This is a genomic window from Flavipsychrobacter stenotrophus, from assembly GCF_002954265.1.
In the GTDB taxonomy this organism is placed as follows: Bacteria; Bacteroidota; Bacteroidia; order Chitinophagales; family Chitinophagaceae; genus Flavipsychrobacter; species Flavipsychrobacter stenotrophus.
This window is the reverse complement of record NZ_PPSL01000001.1, coordinates 779362-800124: the sequence shown is the minus strand read 5'-3', so window position 1 is coordinate 800124 and position 20763 is coordinate 779362. Positions and strand designations below refer to the sequence as shown.

The following is a 20763-nucleotide window of genomic DNA, read 5'->3' as shown; positions in this document are numbered from 1 at the left end:
TCAAAAAACAGAAACAACATGGAGGCGCAAGTCCAATTGCATCATGGGTGTTTGCCATTCATTATTCTCCTTTTAAGATAAAATATGCCTCCGTCACTAAGCCTATACAGCTTTACTGTTGAATCATCAACAAAAGTATATGCCGATTTGCCGGCAATTTTAGATCTATTCGTTGTTAATATTTCTAAGCTTTTTTCCTTTTCATTAAGAATATAATTGATTCCACCAATAGTTTTATTGCTGTCAGTTTCATAATAGCGTTTTTCTGGTTGAAAGTATAGCTTGACCTGCCTAAAAACTTCAACATTGTCTCGAATTCTAGAACCCTCCAAAATCCATTCATTAGGATGGCCGTGCCGCCAGTCGCCGGTAAAAACATTGGTGTCACCTATTTTAGGGCTGGCATGTTTGAAGAGAAATATTAATAAGCAAATAAGCACCGTCGAATTAATAGCAAACTCTAATAATCGACCTTTAAGTTGTTCAGCACCAGGAAATATTGCGTGTATAATAGCAACAACCTTCTTCCACTCAAACGCAAATACCAAGAGGTTAAACGAAAGTAATATACCCGACAATATTTTAGTTTCGACCCATACATTTAATGCATGATTAATTAAAAATATATTAAGCGAAACTGGTAACAAGAGTATCGCACCTAACAAAGCAGTGCGTCTGAAAAACAATAGAATAGACGGCACCAGTTCCAGCAACCCAAGTAATGCCTGGAACCAAAGTGAGTGGCCCAGGAAAGCCCACATGAGCTGGCTACCCGAAAGTTGCTCTAACGGCAATTGCCACACATAAAAGGGCTTCACTATACATTGTACACCCAATATTTTAGGAACTGCATAAGATATCATGGCTACTGCAAGCAAGTAGCGAACAACACCGAGGTAAAGCGCTTTGCTCTTTAATAAATTTGCCATTTCATCTTAGGTTCAGAAGGATGAATAATACACAAAATATAATGATTTTTTGACTTGAAAGAACATTATTTTTCTACCTACTTTCCCACACCATGTGGAAAGCGTGTAAGTTGCAGGGGGTCATCAAACCTTATATTTGCAGCAAACCAATAACGGGCTAGATGGCATTGACTACGTTGAGAGATGATCTCATGCAGGAATTCAGGGAAGAGTGTATAATGATACGGGAGCAGATGGAAATTCTTGACCCATTGGGCACTTCTCTGCGCAAACCCGCTGCTCAAAGGCTTATCAGTACTACCACTCTAATAATTACAGAGATACTTTGCTATGCTATATTTCTTGCGGGCATTGCTTTTATGGTAATGATGCACACCATTTATCCGTTTACAGTTGGCAGTACCATCTATCATACTCCGGAGATCAGCAATAGGCTGGGTGGACCAAATGTCAATAATTTCCTGTTGGCGGGATATGGTATAGTAGCTGTTGGTGTTATTCTATTCCTGGTAATTGCTCGTATGGCACGGGTAATAAGATTGAAAAATGAGATACTACACCAGGCCGGTAAGGATATAAAGGAAATACTGGGTATGCACCTGGAGCGCTCTGCTGCAATTGACACACTGGAACAACGCCATATGCTGAATGTATCGGGAATTAGCCTACCAGTGGAAAAGGCCAAAGTAAAGATAAATGAAGTAGGCAATCCCGGTTATGATGAAGATGAGGACAATGCGTCATCCGGCAATAAAATGACCTGGAAGCTTTAATTACGCGTACCTGATATTATTACATGAAACTACTATTTGCCTTTCTGGTCATTGCTGCAGGTATTACATCATGTAATCAATTACAAAGTGGTGCCAATCAAAATGTGGATTCCGGTAGTACATTAATTCCTGTAGAAAAAGACGTAACCAAATGTATGCCGCATGATACCGCAGACGTGGCAACGGGTGCATTTGTGAAGTATGTGAAGTACGATACAACCTATGGCCTAATTGTTGGCAATGGCACATGGCAAACCAGGTGGAGGGATGATATTGAGTGTAGTTTTCCTAAAGCAGCAATACCCAAATATGAATGGTCTTCTGAAAAGGTAATTGCTCTGCGCAATGGCTGTGGCGGCAATAATTGTAGCAAACATGTCTACTTTATTGTTGGTACAAATAACTTTTACAGGCGCGAAAATGTGTTTGCATTTGACAGGACCAATCACCTGATAGCCTACTTTACCGACAATTATTGCATGACTATAGAGAATGTCCATACTCTTCAGAAAATGGAGTACACATTCACTGAGATACCTGCATGTCCATCGTATATTGCTTGTGTGGGAAAAGGTGAGTTTTCAAAAGGTAGGCTTACTTTTGATATCAGGATGGTGCGAGATAACCGGGACCAAATAGAGACAAAGTCGTTTTCCATTACCGATAATCTATACAAAAACCAAAAAAAGTACAATACAGCTATCATGAACAGGGCGCAGTTAAAAGCAAATATCTTCAGTAAAAAATCAGTGTTGTGTGTAGGGTTGGATACCGATCTTACTAAAATACCAGCTCATTTGCTGAAAGAGGAAGACCCTGTGTTTGCATTCAACAAGGCTATTATAGATGCAACCAAAGATCAGGCGGTTTCTTATAAGATAAACACAGCTTTTTATGAGGCACAGGGTTTGAAGGGTTGGATAAGCATGGAGAAAACACTTAACTATATACCCAAGGATATTTTTACCATAGCGGATGCCAAACGTGGGGATATAGGTAATACATCCGAGCAATACGCCCGAACGTTCTTTCATACCTATCCATTTGATAGCGTTACCGTGGCACCCTACATGGGTAGTGACAGTGTGCAGCCATTCCTGAAGTTTGAAGATAAATGGGCTATTGTGTTGGGGCTGACCTCTAACGCCGGCAGTGCAGATTTTCAGCTACAGCCAAGTGGTGATGAGTTGATGTATCAGAAGGTATTGAAAACTGTAGCATCGTGGGGAACGCCAGAAAACATCATGTTTGTGATAGGTGCTACCCGCAAAGAGCAACTGCAGGAGGTAAGGGCATTACTACCCCATCATTTCTTCCTTGTGCCAGGTGTAGGTACGCAGGGTGGTGATGTTGATACCGTATGCCGCAATACCATGAATGAAGATGGTGGTGTATTGATCAATGTGTCGCGCGGCATTATTTACGTAGCCAATGATGAGTCGTTTGCTGATAAGGCGCATGATGCAGCGGTGCAGTACCAGAAGGAGATGAGTGTGTTTTTTTAGTGGAAACCTGGGTGAGCTATAGGGTCGATACCCAATACATATCAGTAATTTGCCACTTTCAAAAGAAGAGAGTGGTTGATACACGTAAAAAATGTCTTTATACCGATTAGACATCAAAAACAGGCACAGCTATAATTGTTGCGACCCTACAGGGCGCTGCGTAAGAGAGTTGGTCAATATGCTACAAAGCTTTTTGCCGCCTAACGGGGCAATGACATGATTCGTGCCGTACTTTGCTGTATAATTGGTATTATAATGAACATCCAATAGTCTAAAAGTAAAATGGCTACCCTAGTGGTAGCCATTTTACTTTATATCTTATTAGGCAATTGCCTTTTATATTATCATTTAATTTTTATTACCAACTTCCGCCAGCGCCACCGCCATCGGTGCTGCCACCGCCAAAGCCACCGAAACCGCCGCCGCTATCTCCGCCACCAAATCCACCTCCTCCACCGCGTCCGCCATTCAGCATGCTGCCGAGTAACAGGCCAGTGGCCAAGTCGCCGAAACCACCACCACCGCCGCGTCCGCCACCGCCACCGCCACCACGCCTGTTACGCGTAGCAAGGATCATAACACCGAAGATGATAATGACAATGATGAATCCCCTACCCGATTTCTTGCGTTTGTGCGGTTCACTACCATCGGCGCTATATTCACCTTTTGTAACAGCTATTATGGCATCCGCGCCTTTTGCAAGGCCTGTGTAATAGTCATTGACCTTAAAAGCTGGCACCATTTCATTTCTGAATATCTGCCCTGTTTTGGCATCTGTAAGTACGCCTTGAAGTCCTTTACCTACAGTAGTCCACTCGCGTTTTTTGCCGTAGCCGTCATCAAGTGTAAGGAGTATAAGTACACCGTTGTTCTTTCCGGCCTGTCCGAGCCCCCATTCATTAAACAGGTGAACAGAGTATTCAGAGATATCGTGTCCACCAAGATTGGAGATCGTCACGATAGTTATCTGGGTAGATGTTGTATTAGCAAAATCTACCAGCTTACTTTCCAGGTCGTTTATCTGGCCTTCGTTCAATACATGCGCAAAGTCATTGACCAGTCTTTCCGGGTTAGGTTTATCGGGATAAACTTTATCCTCAGCCATAACATTAAACCCTGCAACCAGGAATGCAACTATTAGTACCAGTAAACGGACTACCGATTTGTTGATCATGTTTTTCATTTACCAAATACTATTTCGTCTGACAGCTCATTTCTCTTCGTATCAGGATCTGCAGGGAATTGAGCTGCAAGTGCTGTACCCAGTTCCAGAATACAATTACACAGTCCATCTGTTATTTCATTTTTTCTGAGGTGACCTGTAAGCCTTGCAGCCGCTTTCTCCCAAAAGAGTGAACCACCTGCCAGTTCATATATCACCTTGTCTCCGTAAAGGGCAAACTTCTTATCCTCCATGGCCACATAAACCAATATTGCATTTCGGGCAACTGTTTTATGCATTTCCAATTGAGCAAAGATCTCTTTTGTCCTGTCCATGGGATCGGAGGTGTTGCACTTACCTTCAATGAAGACTCGTATTTCACCACTGGTTTTGCTTTCGGCCTCGCTAATGGTGGCCTCTATTCTTTTCTGCACCTGCTTGTCCAGCAAAGCCTTCTTTCTGAATAATGAAAACATATAACCAATTGATTACTTAGAGAATAATTAGAACTTAACCTTTGGAGCGCTCTGTGCTGCAGGGTCTGCCTGGAACATAGCTCTTTCTTTGAAGCCAAACATGCCTGCCAACAAATTCTTAGGGAATGATGTAACCTGTATGTTATAACCAGTTACCGCCTCGTTGAATGCATCACGTGCTGTTTTGATCCTGTTTTCAGTTCCTTCCAGCTGATCCTGTAACTGCTTGAAGTTTTCGTTGGCCTTCAACTGAGGATATTGCTCAGATACAACCATTAAACGGCCTAAAGCCTGACTCAACTGGCCCTGTGAAGCCTGGAATTCTTTCAGTTTTTCAGGAGTAAGATCTTTAGGATCTACTTTAATTGACGATGCACTTGCTCTTGCTTCAATAACCTGAGTCAACGTTGTTTTTTCAAAATCAGCCACTCCCTTTACTACTTCTACAAGGTTAGGTATAAGGTCAGAACGACGCTGATAGCTACTTTGTACATCAGCCCATTTCTGGTCTACTACTACGCGGCTGCTGTTCATGCCATTATAGCTGCAACCACCCATTAATACTAACATTACTACAATGCCGAGGAAAATATACAATCCTTTCATTTTGTTTATAATTTTTGTCAAAAGTACTAAGGGAATACTACATGTTATGTATGTCTGTCGGCGAATTATCACAATTTATCGGTAATAATTGGCGGGAAGCAGGTAAAGACATAGAAGCGATCACAACTTAGATAGAGGTAAGGATATATAGAATGTAGTGCCGCTGCCGGGAATACTATCAAACCATATCTTTCCTTTCTGATACTCTATAAATTCTTTGCATAATACAAGTCCAAGTCCAATACCCTTCTCGTCATTTGTACCAAATGTAGAACCTGAACGCAGTGTGAATATCTCTTGTTGCTTTTCTTTAGGAATACCTATACCTGTATCCTTAACTGATATAATCGCCATTTCATCTTCTTTAACCACTCTGATAGCAATTTCGCCGCCGACAGGAGTAAACTTAATTGCGTTCATAACCAGATTACGCAAAACTATCTTCAGCATATCTTTATCGGCAATAACCTCAATATCTCTGCCGATGGAATAGGTCATTTTAATTTCCTTCTTAGCCGCGCCGGCGAGTTTAAAGTTTCTGGCATCGTCTACCATGTCGATCAGTTTCAATGCAACCAACTTCACGTTTACGCCCTTCATCTGAGTCTTTGACCAATATAGGAGATTCTGCAAGAGGTCGGAAGTATATTTCACCTGCCCCAATAATTCCACTTCTATTTCTTTCTTTTCGTAGGGATCTAAAATATTATTGGACAGCACTTCAAGGTAGCCTCTTATAGAATCTACCGGTGATCTGAGGTCATGTGATATGATAGAGAACATCTTGTTCTTTTCGTCATTCAAGCGCTCCAGCTCCACATTTTGTTGCAGTATATGTTCATTCTGTTTTAAGATGGCTGAAAGCCTTTCCTGCGATATTCTTCTCTCATTTGTGTAATACCTTTTAAGATAGGCGGTAATAAAGTGTACAAAAAGAATGCAGGCGACAAATGTTGAAAGAATATCAAAATACCTGTCGAACCGGGTTGAGTAGGTATTGGGAGCCAAGTCCGGGTAATAATATTCAGTACATATAAGAATTGTGGCCACCAAAATATGCACAATGATCCACAGCCGGTTGTACTTAGAAGGAGATACAGTAAGCAAAAACTGAAGCGTAAGGAATAAAAGGAACAGCGATGGCCCCAACGTGCCTGAATTATTGAAATAATTCATCAGGACGCCTATATAGCTGACTATTGCAAAAACGATGATCTCCTTTTTGTATTGCTTTTTGAAAAGTGAATTGTAATAAAGAAAAGATTGGACGATTACGAGCCCTGCAATAACGACGCACATGGTCCACTGTTCGATAAACACATCGAATATGAACATGAATATCAGTGTTATAAAAGTGACAACACTTATGAAATTGAACGCCCTATTCTCCATGGAATACTCCGCTCTGTCACCCGTAAGCCTAATCCAGTTTTTCTTTAGCGATTTATTCATATTTCTCTCCCGATCAACACGACGAATTTATAGCCGAAGACTGATAATTATTTAATAAATGATACTCAACACAAAAAATTGATTACATAAAAGCTTTTTGTTTGCCTAACTATCAATTCACGATTAGCATCTATTGACTAAATAAATATTTTGTCCCCTTCAAAAATATATAGTCTTAACCAACGTTTATAATCCAAACCATGCGATGAGACAGTTTACAGCATTTATTCTATGCTATTTCATCTTTTTTAACATTTCATGCACCCATAAAAGTGCAATAGTAGCCCCATTAGAACCTGCGAGAGCCGCTAAACTGTTCAATTCTTATCCCGGACTGGTATATGGTCCGGATTCAAATCAACAAACCTTCGACCTGACTTTACCTGGCAACTCGGATATAAATACTACAGGTGTGGTGATATTCATACATGGTGGTGGATGGTCGGGAGGGAGTAAAGAGGACTTTAATAACCTTGGTATGGATACGTTTTTTACGACCAGGAATTGTGCTGTCATTTCCATGAACTACCGATTAACGGACAAATACCCCTACCCTGCAGCGCTTGATGATATTGGATCGGTGCTCGACTATATCAATAATAATGCAGAAAACTGGCATGTAAATCCGGCAAAGGTCTGCTTGTTTGGTCGCAGCTCAGGTGCACATCTTGCACTAGAATACGCTTATACTCGCAACAGCGACGGAAGAATAAAGGTAGTCGTCGATTGCTTTGGCCCGGTAGACTTTACCCGGGGAGATGTGGTAAACGGTCAATTAGGAGCGTTCATTGAAGCCATGCTGGGACCTTATACCTATAATGACAACCGATGGCATAATGCCAGCCCTATATATCACCTGGCCGGTGCAGTGCCGACACTTATTATGCAAGGCACAGCAGATTCACTTGTGCATGCATCGCAATCTTTAGCGCTTCAGGATTCATTACTAGCAAGAGGCGTACCGTCAATTTATCTTTCGTGGATAGGCAACGGGCATGGGTGGAATCAACAACGCTGGATAGAATCAAGAGGTGTTGTTGCGGCTTGGCTAAAACAATACCTTTAGTTTAGCGTTGTAGGTGTTGCTATAGGTAAATAAATTGCGATGAAAACAATATCTCTATAAAAAAGATAAATGCAGGCACGTTTTTTTGATTGATGTTTTCCATCTAATTTTCCAAAAAATATAACCATGAAAAAAATAGGAATTATAGGTTCCGGACAGGTAGCACGTGTATTGGGTTATGGCTTTTTAAATCATAATTGCGAAGTAATGCTTGGCACCAGAGATGCAGATAAATTGAAAAACTGGAAAGAAGAAGCCGGGGAGCACGGCTATGTTGGCTCATTTGAAGATGCAGCAAAATTTGGTGACATAGTTGTACTGGCGGTGAAAGGAAAGGTTGCTGCTGAAGTACTGGAAGCTGCCGGTCCACAAAACATGCAGCAAAAGACGGTTATAGACACTACTAATCCTATTGCAGATGCTCCACCTGAAAACGGTGTATTGAAGTACTTTACTACAATGGATGAATCGTTGATGGAAAGACTGCAAACACAGTTTCCTGAGATCCATTTTGTAAAAGCTTTTAATAGCGTTGGCAGTGCGTTTATGGTAGACCCTAAGTTTACCGAGAAGCCAAGCATGTTTATTTGCGGCAATAACATGGGCGCTAAAAAAGAGGTGACAGACCTGCTGGACGAGTTTGGCTGGGAAACACTGGATATGGGTAAAGATACCAGCGCCCGTGCTATTGAACCGCTGTGTATGCTGTGGTGTATACCTGGGTTACAGAAAGGAGAATGGACACACGCATTCAAGTTGATGAAAATGTAATTATATATATTAGAGGTAAGCAAATCGCTTACCTTTATTATTTAATAGTGAATCCAATCCAATACTAACTTTTGACTTCAGGTTATGACACCAATAATATCAATTAAGGGCCTCAGTAAGAGATATGGCGACAAAATTGTACTCAATACCATTGATCTTGATGTAAATCCCGGTCAGATAATCGGATACATAGGCCCCAATGGTGCAGGAAAATCTACCACTGTGAAGATATTGTGCGGTATAATACAGGATTACGATGGAACGGTGACCGTGATGGGAAAGGACATTAAGGACCATGTGCTGGAAGTAAAAAGTAAGGTGGGCTATATTCCCGAACTGGCTGAACTTTATGACCTGCTTACCCTGCGCGAGTACCTGACCTTTATTGGTAAATTGTATAAGCTATCGGACGAGGTTATTAATGACCGCACTACCAAGATGCTTAATTCATTTGGACTGCTGGAGAACATTGACCAGCGAATGGATAGCTTTTCAAAAGGGATGTGGCAAAAGGTACTGATCACATCTGGGCTGTTGCACAACCCTACTATTGTGTTTATGGATGAACCGCTTTCAGGGTTGGATGCCAACGCTGTGATATTGGTAAAGGAATTATTGCAGGCCCTGAAAGCAGAAGGTAAAACTATTTTCTATTGCTCGCACATGATGGATGTTGTGGAGAAGGTATCGGACCGTATCATATTGATAGACAAGGGTACTATTATAGCTGACGGCACAATAGAAGAGTTGAAACAGAGTAATAGCGACAACCTGGAACAGATATTCTCAAGACTCACATCGAACGGTGACTTTATGCAAAAGGCAGATGACCTTGCTGCTGCTATGAATGACAGGGATACTCACTCTATAAATACCGAAAACTAAAATGAACAAGCTGTTTCTATGGCTGGCTATGTTGCCGGCTCCGCTATGGCGCATTTTGGGTGCAGACACCGACCAGTTAACCGCCATTCTGAACATGCGGTTAATGATAGACAATCGCAGGCCAATAGGGTTTGGCAGAAGGCAGGCGCAAAAGAAGGATGTTAAGCACGGCACGCTTATCCACACATTTATGTTCACTATGATGGGGTGCTTTTATGCTATACCCGTTTATGTGATCAGTGATAGGGTCATATCCATGGCTTTGTACTTTACGCTGCTGCTGTTGATGATAACACTCACTTTGATCACAGACTTTTCTAATGCCCTGTTTGACAACCGTGATAAGTACACATTGTTCCCACGTCCCATCAATGACCGGACGTTAGTGCTGGCTAAACTGCTACACGTGTTTATTTATGTGTTGCGGATGGTAATACCCATGTCGCTGGCTGCATGGGCATCACTTGCTTATCTTGATGGGTGGCGATCGGCATTGTTATTTCCATTACCATTGATACTGATGGTGTTTATGGGTTTGTTTGCGGTGAATGGTGTTTATCTTATCATTCTAAAATTTGTCAAGGCGGAACGATTTAAGGATGTCATCAGTTATTTCCAGGTCATTTCATCAGTGATATTTTTTGCCATTGTTTATTTGCGCCCACAACAGATGTTTTCTTTTGATACAAATAGCACACTACGAGCAGCTGATTATCAATGGGTTCACTTTGTACCTACTTATTGGCTAGCCACTTATTGGTCGCTTATCGGCTATCCGCTTACACTAGGCGGCAGTATGTTATTGGCGGTGTTGGGTTTGGCTGTACCATTGGTTTGTATCTATATTTTGGTTCGTTGGCTGGCTCCTGAGTTCTCGAGGAAGATAAGGTATTGATGGTGCGGAAGTAAGCGCACCCGCGAAAAAAGCAAATGGGAAAAGCGTAAAAGCAAGCAAACTATACCTGTTACTGGCCAACATTTTCAACAGGGGTGATGCGGCAAAAGCGGGTTTCATACTTGCGTGGTTACAAACGTCGCGCAGCCGTACGTTCCGTATGAGGGTGTACCCTTCCTATGCGTTCATCCCTATTTATTTTATCTATCTACTTACGCAAGGTGGTAAGTCTATACCTGAAGCTATAGCTGCGCTTCCATCTACGTCAAAATATCTGTTGCTGCTATACATGTCTTCTTATGTGTTGATCAGCGGCATGAATTATTTGATCGTATCAGATCAATATAAGGCCACCTGGGTTTTTTATGCCTCTCCGGTAACTACCCCCGGGCACATAATGATAGGCGCATTTAAGGCACTTTGTGTAAAACTATTCCTGCCGTTCTTTACACTCATTACTGTTTTCGTGTTGTGGATATGGGGATGGGGAGTTTTACCCGACATCCTACTTGCTCTACTGAATGTTTTGCTGTTGTCTACCTGCTTGGTTCGAATCAGTTTCAGGCAATTACCATTCTCTTCGATGGAGCAGGCCAAGCAGAACGGCGGTAAAGTACTGAAATCTTTACTCGCAATGCTGATCCCTTTCACACTAGGAATTGGCCACTATTTCGCTTTAGATATATGGTGGCTAAAGCTAACATTTGTGCTTCTTTCCTCTGCAATGCTTTGGTTACTATGGCAGAGTTATATGGATACAAGCTGGGATAACATAAGAAAGGAAGATGCATAAGTAGTATTTGTCTGCAACGCCAATACCCTTATTGAATGAATCAAGTCAAATAAACAAACATACTTCGTAATTTCACGCATCTTAAAACACACATGTTCATGAAACGATTACTACTATCGGCAATGCTAATAGCTGCCACTGTTACCACTTTTGCACAGGGTGGACTTAAACTACCTTCTCTGAGTCCTACCGCTAAGGTATCTCAGGAGTTTGCTACTTCGAGCATTGACATCACTTACAGCCGTCCATCAATGCGTAACCGCAAGATATTTGGAGACCTGGTGCAGTATGGAAATGTATGGCGTACCGGTGCCAACTCTGCAACCAAGGTAAAGTTTGGTGAAGATGTAGAGATCATGGGTAACAAAGTAAAAGCAGGTGAATATGCATTGTATACCATTCCGGGCAAAGAAAGCTGGGAAGTTATTTTGAACACCGGCACAGGTAACTGGGGTGCGGATGGCTATAGTAAAGAAACAGATGTATTGCGTTTCAATGTGAAGGCCATACGTATGGAAGGTATGTGCCAGACATTTACGATCAATATTACCGATCTTACTTACAACACTTGCAAACTGGAACTTATGTGGGAGCGCACAAGGTTACAAATTCCTGTAAAAGCGCTAAATGCAGATGCTATAGCAAGCAGCATTGATAAGGCTATCAATCACACTACCATCCCTTACTTCCAGGTAGCTAACTACTATAATGAGAACAACACCAACCTTAATCTGGCTTCGGAATATGTAACAAAAGCGTTAGAGCAAGATCCAAAGGCTTTTTACATGTGGTGGTTGAAAGCACGTATAGAAAAGAAACTGCACCACAATGAAAAGGCAATTGAAGCAGCAAAAAAATCAATGGAAACTGCAAAGGGTTCTTCATTTGAGGCTGAATACATACACAACAATACCAAGCTGATCAATGAAATTCAGAAGGGTGAATTCGGCACAGATAAGAAGACTTACTAAACACATAGCAATATTATAGAACATCAGATTTGGTGATACTCCCGTTGGGTATCGCCAAATCTTTTGTCTTACTAAAGGGTATACTTTTTTGAACAATATTTGGTTGACATGATACGCTTAGGCGTGACGTTTGACCAATAACACAACACTACCAATGCTCAAAAGGCTTTCCATTCTTACTTGTCTCGCAGCCGGAGTGGCTGTAACGGGCAATGCACAACAAGTTCGTCCTGCCAGTTCGGATAAAATATATCATGAGATAGCGCAAATGCGCCACCTGGTGAATGTTCTGTACGTAGCTGCCCACCCCGATGACGAGAATACCCGCTTGCTGGCATGGCTGGTCAATGATAAGAATATTCGTACCGCTTATTTGTCGCTTACCCGTGGCGACGGCGGGCAGAACATATTGGGTAGTGAGCAAGGAGAGGCATTGGGCCTTATTCGTACTCATGAGCTGATGGAAGCAAGAAAACTAGATGGTGCGGAACAATTTTTCTCACGCGCCATTGACTTTGGCTTTTCCAAAAGCTACCAGGAAACATTTAAACATTGGGACGAAAAGATACTGACGGGAGATGCTGTGTGGGTAATGCGTAAGTTCCGCCCTGATGTGGTCATCTGCCGTTTTCCGCCGGATACACTGGCCGGACACGGACAACACGCGGCATCTGCTATAATTGCAGAAAATGCATTCAAGGCTTCAGGTGACGGTTCTAAATATGCTGATCAATTGATGTATTGCAAACCATGGCAACCAAAACGTATTTTTTGGAATACATACAAGTTTGGCGATAGGAATACTACGTCTGAGAGTCAATTGAAAATAACTGTAGGTGACTATTCATCTACTCTAGGTATGAGTACAGGTGAACTTGCGGGTGCAAGCAGAAGTGTGCATAAGAGCCAGGGCGCTGGTACTCCCAGTGTACCGGGAGTACAGACCGAGTACTTTAAGTTGGTAGATGGTGAACCGGTTACCGAGTCATTATTTGATGGCATAGACATTACCTGGGGCCGTGTGGGAAGGAAAGACATTGGGGATGATCTTAAAGTTATCCTTAAGGCTTTTAACTTCCGCCATCCCGATGCAAGTATACCTGCATTATTGACTCTGCGTAAGAAAATATGCACGGTGAAAGATGCATACTGGAGAATGGAGAAGTTGGCGGAACTGGACAAAGTAATATTGGATTGTACCGGGTTTATGGCAGAATTGTATACCAAACAACCGCAGGCAGTGACGGGAACAACCGTTCCGTTTACCATGCAAGTTATCGCCCGCTCTGCTACCCCGGTTACGTTGCAGAATATAACGTGGGTAGGTGAAGAGAAAACGGTAATTGAGAAGAACATCAATAATGATTCGCTAATCAAATACGAACATAACATCACTATTCCCGAAAGTACACCATTAACAGAGCCATATTGGTTATCAGAAACGCCTAAGAATCCGGGCGCGTTTAGCATTCCTTCTAATGGCGTGTTAGGACAGCCAGAAACACCTAACAAGCTGAATGCAGTATTATCTCTAATGATCGGTGATGAAACATTCAAGGTTAATGTCCCTCTATCTTTTAAAAAGCTTGACCCTGTTAAGGGAGACGTAGTTGAGCAATCGAGAATAGTACCAAAGGTTGACTTGTCGTTTGTTAGTAACCTGATCATTGCTAATGCTGATGGATCTGTAGACGCAATTGTAAAACTACATGCCGAGAAAGAGCTAAAGAATGGCACGCTTTATATTTCGAACAGCAATTCGGTACTTGTGTCGTTTCAACATGTAAATATTGCTGCTAATACAGATACAATGATCTCCGTGCATATCAAAGCTGCAAGTATTCCGTCATCTGTAGATAAAGAGTTTTATATCTACGCAATGGCAAGAGAAGAGGATGGCATCAACGGTTACATCCGCTCACAGCATTTGATCCAATATAATCATATACCTACTCTTCAATATTTTACCACGCCTTACGCCAAAGTATTGCACCGTGATTGGAAAGTGACGGCGAAGAGAATAGGTTATATAGAAGGTGCGGGTGACCTTGTAGTAAGTGTACTGCGTGAAGCAGGCTTGCAGGTGGATATACTTAAGGATGCTGACCTGAAAGATGCCAACAGCCTTAGAAAGTACGATGCCATTGTAACAGGTATACGTGCAGTAAATGTGGAGAAGAAGATAGGTAATTGGTTGCCTGTATTATTTAAATATGCTGAGAATGGAGGAACACTTATCATGCAGTATAATACGCTGCAGGATATGGCCACCACCAAAATCGGCCCTTACCCACTCACGTTATCTACGTTAAGAGTTACGGAAGAAGATGCGAAGATCACATTCACAGACCCGAAGGCGAAACTACTTAATTACCCTAATACCATCACCGATGCAGATTTTGCAGGTTGGGTGCAGGAACGTGGTCTGTATTTCCCTGTAAAATGGGATGAAAAATACAGTACACTTTTCAGCATGAATGATGCCAATGAAAAGCCATTGGCCGGTGGCACACTGTATACAAAGCTTGGAAAGGGGAATTATATATACACTCCACTATCTTTCTCGCGCCAGTTGCCAGCAGGTAATAAAGGAGCTATAAGGTTGTTTATGAACATGCTCAGCGCAAGTAAATAGGAATAAGTATTTGATTTTGAGTGCTTTAAAAAAGGTTGCTTCAATAACGAAGCAACCTTTTTTATTGTAGCGGTAGGGTTTGTTGGCACATTTATTAGAAGAGTTACGAAAATTACTAACCACAAAAAACAAACTTTATGAAAACCAGAATCATTACTCTTTGCCTTTTGCTAGTATCATTTGCAGGTATGAACGTGTCTTATGCGGCTTTCCCAGTAAAACATACTGAAGCAACCGAAAACACACATGCAGTTTCAAGTAGCAATACAGTTACATCAGATGAGAACAACGCAGTAGCAGCTACAGCAACAACAACCGTTGCAAAAGCAAAACACCTCAGTTTCTTCCAGAAGATCAGGTCAGTTATCCACCCCGACGTGGAAGTAGTAGGCGGTGGACCAGCATGGCCGGGCATACTTGCCCTTATATTTGGTATAGCTGCATTTTCAGCATTTCTGGCATTGCCGTTCCTTTTGTTTTCTATAGGTGCCGTAATATTTGGTGCTATAGGCGTAGGACATGGCTATAGCTGTAGGTTGCTGGCACTTATCGGTCTTATACTAGGTATACTTGCATTGTTAGCTCTGTTATAATAATACGATAGTCTATTATAAAAGGGAGGGAAACTGTATAAAAACAGTTTCCCTCCTTTTTTTATTAGTTTGGCTCGCAATTTGCTGTAAGTCAAAGAACAACCTATTGTATAATACTTCATTAGCACGAATGATCATGAAATTTGCATATCTATCGATGTTGATCTTATTGTTATCATGCAGCATTAGCCATGCTGCTTTCGTTGTTCAACCGATTCAAAGAACAGCTGAAGCCTCATCAACTACCATTGCAGCAAAGCGCACAAACCCGTTAATCAGAATGGGTAGCAGCGCCGTGCCGGTCGTCAAGCAATTTTTTCATACTCACGGCGACAGGCATTATCACGAAAATAATGAGACCGATGCCATACTTGCATTAATATTCGGCATAGTAGGTATATTTATATGGCCACTTGGCATTGCAGCGCTTATATTAGGTATAAGAGGATCGTACAGGGGCAACACTTACAGCTCGCTCGGTGTAATTGGACTCATATTAGGAGCATTAGAGATAGCTGCAATGTTGGCGGTAGTAATATTCTTCATCGTACTGCTTGCAATGATCTAGATTAATAAAAACAAAATGTATATGAAACTTCGCTTATTCACCTTATTGATTGTAATGTTGACCTGCTGTAATTATAGCTTTGCGGCTTTCCCGGTAATATCACATATTGAAGCAGCTACAGACAACCATCTAACAGTGGTTACTCAAAATTCGGTAACAACTGAAGACACTCTTTTCAAAAAAACTACTTATAGAAACCAACCGCATAAGCCATATCACAACCGCGAAAAAGAGGCCAAACTAGCATTTACCTTTGGTATCTTAGGTTTACTTGTTTTCCCTGCGTTTGGAGTAGTAGCTCTTATTTTGGGAATTATGAGTGCAGACAGGAGAAATAAATATTTTAGCCGTGCAAAGTGGGGTATAATATTAGGTGCTTACAGTACATTGCAGGTAATTCTTATAGCTGCTATAATTATAGCGTTTACAATTTAAATTGCCGTGTAGAAGTGAACACAAAGAACCCAATCAAATGGAATAATTGGTATATAGCTGTAGTGGCTGTGCTATTTATACAGATCGTGTTCTATCTTTGGTTTACCCGCTACTGGCAATGAGCATCACCGACTGGATAGTACTATTTCTTACATTAATTTCAATGATCGCTTATGGCCTATATAAAGGCCGCCGGCAGAGCAGCGCACACTCATACCTGCTAGCCGATAAGCAAATGCCCTGGTATATAGTATTGCTGGGCATTATGGCAACACAGGCCAGTGCTATTACATTCTTATCGGCACCAGGACAGGCATACACAGATGGTATGCGCTTTGTACAATATTACTTTGGGCTACCTATAGCCATGGTTGTCATCAGTGTTACTTTCATTCCTATTTTCAGGAAGCAGAATGTGTATACTGCATACGAATATCTGGAGCAGAGATTTGATAAAAAGACACGACTTCTTACTTCGTTTCTATTTCTCCTTTCACGGGGACTATCTACAGGAATAAGTATTTATGCCCCCGCTATCATATTGTCGTCGATACTGGGGATGAATATCTATCTGGCCAATATAGTTACAGGTGGACTGTTGCTGATCTACACCTATGCCGGAGGTGCTAAGGCAGTGGCACATACTCAAAAACTGCAGTTTCTCATCATTCTCAGCGCCATGGGCATTGCCGGCTATCTTGTTGTGCATCGCTTACCGCGCGGAATAGATATGAGCGATGCACTTTACATAGCAGGGAAATCCGGTAAACTCAATGTGATCACTACAGACTTTTCCTGGAAAGATAAATACAACATATGGAGCGGTATAATAGGTGGTTTCTTCCTTGCCCTCTCCTACTTTGGTACTGACCAGAGCCAGGTGGGCAGGTACATTAGTGCAAAAGACAATACTGAGGGTAAGCTGGGGCTCTTACTTAACGGACTGGTTAAGATCCCTATGCAGTTCCTGATCTTGCTCATAGGCGCTTTAGTTTTCGCCTTTTACAGTTTTTTTCCTGCTCCGTTATATTTTAACCCCGGTGCCTATGAAAAATTCAATCAGCAGGAACACGTTACAGCATCTGCTCTTCAAAGTAGATATGATCGGTTGCACAGCCGGCAAGAGCAACAATCTCTGGCTATAATAAATGAGCGAAAGGCAATTGGAAAGGCATCGGGCAACACTGTACTTGAATATAAAAATACACAACAACAAATAAGATCATTGAGAGATACCGTAGCACAAAAAATAGCAAGCGGTAATTATTCACCCGACAAAAATGATACTAACTACATCTTTTTATACTTCGTCAAACATTCATTGCCCGTAGGGATAATAGGATTGTTATTCGCCGTAATCATCCTCGCCTCATGGGGCTCCATATCGGCTGCACTTAATTCTCTTGCAGCATCTTCATTGATGGATATTCACATAAGGGGGCGATGCGATATTACAGAGAAGCAAGAACTACACTACGGACGTATGCATACCCTTGCATGGGGACTGTTTTGTATAGGCGTGGCTATGTTTGCGGCTAGGCTAGGGTCACTAATTGAGGCGGTGAATGTCCTCGGGTCTCTTTTTTATGGAACAATATTGGGTATATTCCTTGTAGCTTTCTACATGAAAAAGGTGAAGGGCACCTTTGTTTTTGCAGCTGCACTTATCACAGAAGCAATCGTTATTACAGTTTACATCTGCGATATTGTTTCTTTCCTTTGGCTTAACGTTATTGGTGCGCTGCTGGTGGTTATGATATGCGCATTACACTACACCGATATATTGAAGGAAAAGGGGCCGCCATCTGTCGTTAATGAATAATATGCTTACGCGCATCCCTGTCATACCTCACAAATAAAGCTATCCATATAGATCTTGACAAACGCTGTAATAATGGCTGCAATAACACCAGAACCACAGACACTACAATGAGAGAATAAACTACACTATTGTCATAGATCGAGATCAGCTTCAAAGCAAAGCATGCGGCAAAGAACATACCTATTATACCAACTGAAAGCCCATAACTTACATACCCGGTACCGAAATAGAAGCCGGTTTGTAGTTCAAATGCTTGTCCGCATACCGGGCAATGTTCCGGCATATCCATTGTTGTTTTTAAGTTATACGGGTTCCTGCCTGAAAATAATTTACCCTCTCTGCAACGGGGACACCTGTTGGTAAATACACTGGCCATTAGGCCTCTTTTACTTTCTGAATGCTGAGCACACATATGATTGCTATTTAAAACTTTTTCTGAAATCTTCCGGAGTTACACCGGCATATTTTTTAAAAAATTTGCTGAAATATGAATTATCTGCAAAATTCAGTTGGTAAGCTATTTCACTAATACTAACGTCAACATTTACAAGCAATCTCTTTGCCTCAAGTAGTACCCTATCTCTTATTAATTCTCCGGCCGGTATACCCAGAAGATCATTGCACAACGCATTTAAGTGATTAGGTGTTATGTACAACATCTCCGCGTATTCCTTTGGCAAACGCTTTTCAGCGAAATATGTGTTCAAGAGTTTTCTAAAATTGAACAATATCAACTGGTTTTGTATAGGTACATGCTTATGATTTATTGGACTATTCCGACTTACAGTGATAAATACTTCTATAAGTCTGGCACATAAAATATCTGCATGATAACTATCCGAAACATTGATGTCGGAGATAATGTCAGCAAACAAGCCACTTACAGTAGTTGCTATTTGCTGCGGCAAGTTTATTACACTGTCTTTTGCTATTCCTCCAAAGAAGCTAAATTGTTCCAGATAATCTTGTTTTAGCAAGAAGTTCCGAAAAATGTCTTCTGAGAAATTGATCACATATCCATCTATATCGCCCTCAAAATTCCAGCTATGAACTTGTCCCGGTATCATAAAGTAGACTTGACCCACATTTACAGGGAAACGTTCAAAATCTATTGTGTGATATCCGCCACCTTTTATAAATAAAAGCAGGTGATAAAATGTATGCCTGTGTGATGAATGAAGGTTAGGATGAATTTTCAGATACTCGGCAAATGGTTGTGCAATAACATCTTTATGATTGTTATCTGCATCGTGCAATGAGCAGATATCGTACACTGGAATGGTATTTTTTACTTTTTGTTTCACATGTCAAAGGTACAGCGCTGTTTCACTAAGCAATTGTATTTTTCATCATTTTAATGGTATTATTTACTGATTGTTGTCATTTTTCCTGTATCCAAAAACGCATAAAGTTTGTTTTTTATAGCAGATGCAATTAAATTAACTGCCGTGCGGCATGTTTTTTATCTTTATATCCAAAAGCAAAAAAAATATGGCCTGGGAAGAGAAAGACAATACGTTATACCATTCATACACCTTTAAGAATTTTAGCGAAGCATTCGCATTCATGACACGCGTAGCCTTGCTGGCAGAAAAACACGACCACCACCCGACCTGGAAAAACACCTACAACAAACTGGAGATATGGTTGAATACGCATGACAAAGGAGATATTGTGACCGAAAAGGATAGAAGCCTTGCGGCTAACATTGATAAGCTATGGACTATTTAAACTTCCCTTTAAAAATCACGGTCTGATAGATACCTTTGCGAAAAATAGATTTGGCATTAAATTTGCAACTGCTACTTTCAGATGCGTTTCAGTATCTATCCATTTTCAAACAATTATAAATCGCCGCAAGAACGGCAATAAAAATTAAGTATCATGAAGAAGTTAATGCTCGTATTATTTGCAGGAGTATCATTGTTTGCCGCAAGCTGCACAAAGACCGGACCAGTAGGACCACAAGGCCCTACAGGAAATGCCAATGTAATTGGTGAGGATGCGTTTACAGTTAGCACATGGATCCCCAATACCACAACCAATCCTACTTCTTATTCTGCCACGTTTAGCGACCCCAATCTGACAGCTGACGTTTACAACTATGGTTCGTTCGAACTGTATAAATTTTACAATTCACTAGGCTGGACCAACCTGCCGGATTTGGATGGTAAAACAACCACAGTTTTTAATTTCAGGCAAGGATATTTTGACATATATGTTTACAACACAGATAACTCAGTAGTAGCATATCCAGGAACAGTAACTTTCAGAGCTGTTGTTATACCAAGTTCATTTCGTCAGGCAAACCCTAACACCAACTGGAAGAACTATAATGAAGCAATGAAAGCTCTGCAATCTTCTAAAGCGGCAGGTTTAAAATAATCTGTTTTCTATAAATAGTATGAGCGCATTGACCATGTCGA

General features: G+C 41.3%; 22 protein-coding genes. 15 read left to right on the top strand and 7 right to left on the bottom strand.

Translation table 11 applies throughout. The features are described 5' to 3' along the window. Positions 1-41: 41 nt before the first annotated feature. On the bottom strand, positions 42-929 hold the full coding sequence (locus CJD36_RS03585) for a hypothetical protein (RefSeq protein ID WP_105037721.1): 888 nt from the start codon (positions 927-929) through the stop codon (positions 42-44). 161 nt (positions 930-1090) lie between these two features. Here CJD36_RS03585 and CJD36_RS03580 point away from each other — a divergent pair, with 161 nt between their 5' ends. Together CJD36_RS03580 and pyrF are read left to right on the top strand one after the other, a co-directional pair. After that, complete coding sequence (locus tag CJD36_RS03580; RefSeq protein ID WP_105037720.1) at positions 1091-1702, top strand: hypothetical protein; 612 nt, start codon at positions 1091-1093, stop codon at positions 1700-1702. Positions 1703-1725: 23 nt separating this feature from the next. Then, the gene (gene pyrF, locus CJD36_RS23635; protein ID WP_240609285.1) at positions 1726-3207 is read left to right on the top strand and encodes an orotidine-5'-phosphate decarboxylase; all 1482 of its coding nucleotides are present in this window, start codon (positions 1726-1728) and stop codon (positions 3205-3207) included. A gap of 358 nt (positions 3208-3565) precedes the next feature. Here the strand turns inward: pyrF and CJD36_RS23820 are convergent, their stop codons facing one another. The 4 genes from CJD36_RS23820 to CJD36_RS03555 form a co-directional block, all read right to left on the bottom strand. Beyond that, a complete protein-coding gene (locus CJD36_RS23820; RefSeq protein ID WP_170067816.1) occupies positions 3566-4381 on the bottom strand; it encodes a TPM domain-containing protein in 816 nt (271 codons plus the stop codon). Positions 4382-4386: 5 nt separating this feature from the next. Further along, the gene (locus CJD36_RS03565) at positions 4387-4845 is read right to left on the bottom strand and encodes a TPM domain-containing protein (RefSeq protein ID WP_105037718.1); all 459 of its coding nucleotides are present in this window, start codon (positions 4843-4845) and stop codon (positions 4387-4389) included. A gap of 27 nt (positions 4846-4872) precedes the next feature. After that, complete coding sequence (locus CJD36_RS03560) at positions 4873-5451, bottom strand: LemA family protein (protein WP_105037717.1); 579 nt, start codon at positions 5449-5451, stop codon at positions 4873-4875. A 120-nt stretch (positions 5452-5571) separates the two neighbouring features. Next, complete coding sequence (locus CJD36_RS03555) at positions 5572-6903, bottom strand: sensor histidine kinase (RefSeq protein WP_105037716.1); 1332 nt, start codon at positions 6901-6903, stop codon at positions 5572-5574. A gap of 205 nt (positions 6904-7108) precedes the next feature. On the opposite strand from CJD36_RS03555, the gene CJD36_RS03550 reads away from it, so the two are divergent. From CJD36_RS03550 to CJD36_RS03500, 11 genes are all read left to right on the top strand, one after another. Beyond that, positions 7109-7969 carry an alpha/beta hydrolase gene (locus CJD36_RS03550; RefSeq protein ID WP_105037715.1) on the top strand — a complete coding sequence of 287 codons (861 nt, stop codon included), beginning with the start codon at positions 7109-7111 and terminating at the stop codon, positions 7967-7969. Positions 7970-8095: 126 nt separating this feature from the next. Beyond that, entirely contained in the window at positions 8096-8740 is a 645-nt protein-coding gene (locus CJD36_RS03545; protein WP_105037714.1) for an NADPH-dependent F420 reductase, read from the top strand. 84 nt (positions 8741-8824) lie between these two features. Beyond that, a complete protein-coding gene (locus CJD36_RS03540; RefSeq protein WP_105037713.1) occupies positions 8825-9625 on the top strand; it encodes an ABC transporter ATP-binding protein in 801 nt (266 codons plus the stop codon). A 1-nt stretch (position 9626) separates the two neighbouring features. Continuing rightward, positions 9627-10520 (top strand): hypothetical protein, encoded by an 894-nt coding sequence (locus CJD36_RS03535; protein ID WP_105037712.1) that lies wholly within the window; start codon positions 9627-9629, stop codon positions 10518-10520. Between the two features lie 160 nt (positions 10521-10680). Further along, a complete protein-coding gene (locus tag CJD36_RS03530; RefSeq protein WP_105037711.1) occupies positions 10681-11313 on the top strand; it encodes a hypothetical protein in 633 nt (210 codons plus the stop codon). Between the two features lie 98 nt (positions 11314-11411). Further along, a complete protein-coding gene (locus CJD36_RS03525) occupies positions 11412-12284 on the top strand; it encodes a DUF2911 domain-containing protein (protein WP_161499195.1) in 873 nt (290 codons plus the stop codon). 154 nt (positions 12285-12438) lie between these two features. Beyond that, positions 12439-14919, top strand: a complete 2481-nt coding sequence (locus tag CJD36_RS03520) for a PIG-L family deacetylase (RefSeq protein WP_105037709.1) — start codon at positions 12439-12441, stop codon at positions 14917-14919. 137 nt (positions 14920-15056) lie between these two features. After that, the gene (locus CJD36_RS03515) at positions 15057-15512 is read left to right on the top strand and encodes a hypothetical protein (protein ID WP_133162475.1); all 456 of its coding nucleotides are present in this window, start codon (positions 15057-15059) and stop codon (positions 15510-15512) included. A gap of 136 nt (positions 15513-15648) precedes the next feature. After that, positions 15649-16080: a DUF4190 domain-containing protein gene (locus tag CJD36_RS03510; RefSeq protein ID WP_133162474.1), complete on the top strand. Its 432-nt coding sequence runs from the start codon at positions 15649-15651 to the stop codon at positions 16078-16080. Positions 16081-16101: 21 nt separating this feature from the next. Continuing rightward, positions 16102-16515: a DUF4190 domain-containing protein gene (locus CJD36_RS03505; protein WP_133162473.1), complete on the top strand. Its 414-nt coding sequence runs from the start codon at positions 16102-16104 to the stop codon at positions 16513-16515. A 46-nt stretch (positions 16516-16561) separates the two neighbouring features. After that, positions 16562-18337: a sodium:solute symporter gene (locus CJD36_RS03500; RefSeq protein ID WP_240609284.1), complete on the top strand. Its 1776-nt coding sequence runs from the start codon at positions 16562-16564 to the stop codon at positions 18335-18337. Here the strand turns inward: CJD36_RS03500 and CJD36_RS03495 are convergent. Together CJD36_RS03495 and CJD36_RS03490 are read right to left on the bottom strand one after the other, a co-directional pair. Then, the gene (locus CJD36_RS03495) at positions 18327-18713 is read right to left on the bottom strand and encodes a DUF983 domain-containing protein (protein ID WP_105038052.1); all 387 of its coding nucleotides are present in this window, start codon (positions 18711-18713) and stop codon (positions 18327-18329) included. The two genes, CJD36_RS03500 and CJD36_RS03495, sit on opposite strands and share 11 nt — an antisense overlap. Positions 18714-18756: 43 nt before the next feature. Beyond that, a complete protein-coding gene (locus tag CJD36_RS03490) occupies positions 18757-19641 on the bottom strand; it encodes an AraC family transcriptional regulator (RefSeq protein ID WP_105037704.1) in 885 nt (294 codons plus the stop codon). Positions 19642-19828: 187 nt separating this feature from the next. On the opposite strand from CJD36_RS03490, the gene CJD36_RS03485 reads away from it, so the two are divergent. Continuing rightward, complete coding sequence (locus CJD36_RS03485; RefSeq protein WP_105038051.1) at positions 19829-20068, top strand: 4a-hydroxytetrahydrobiopterin dehydratase; 240 nt, start codon at positions 19829-19831, stop codon at positions 20066-20068. Between the two features lie 153 nt (positions 20069-20221). Next, complete coding sequence (locus CJD36_RS03480) at positions 20222-20722, top strand: hypothetical protein (RefSeq protein ID WP_105037703.1); 501 nt, start codon at positions 20222-20224, stop codon at positions 20720-20722. Positions 20723-20763 lie beyond the last annotated feature (41 nt).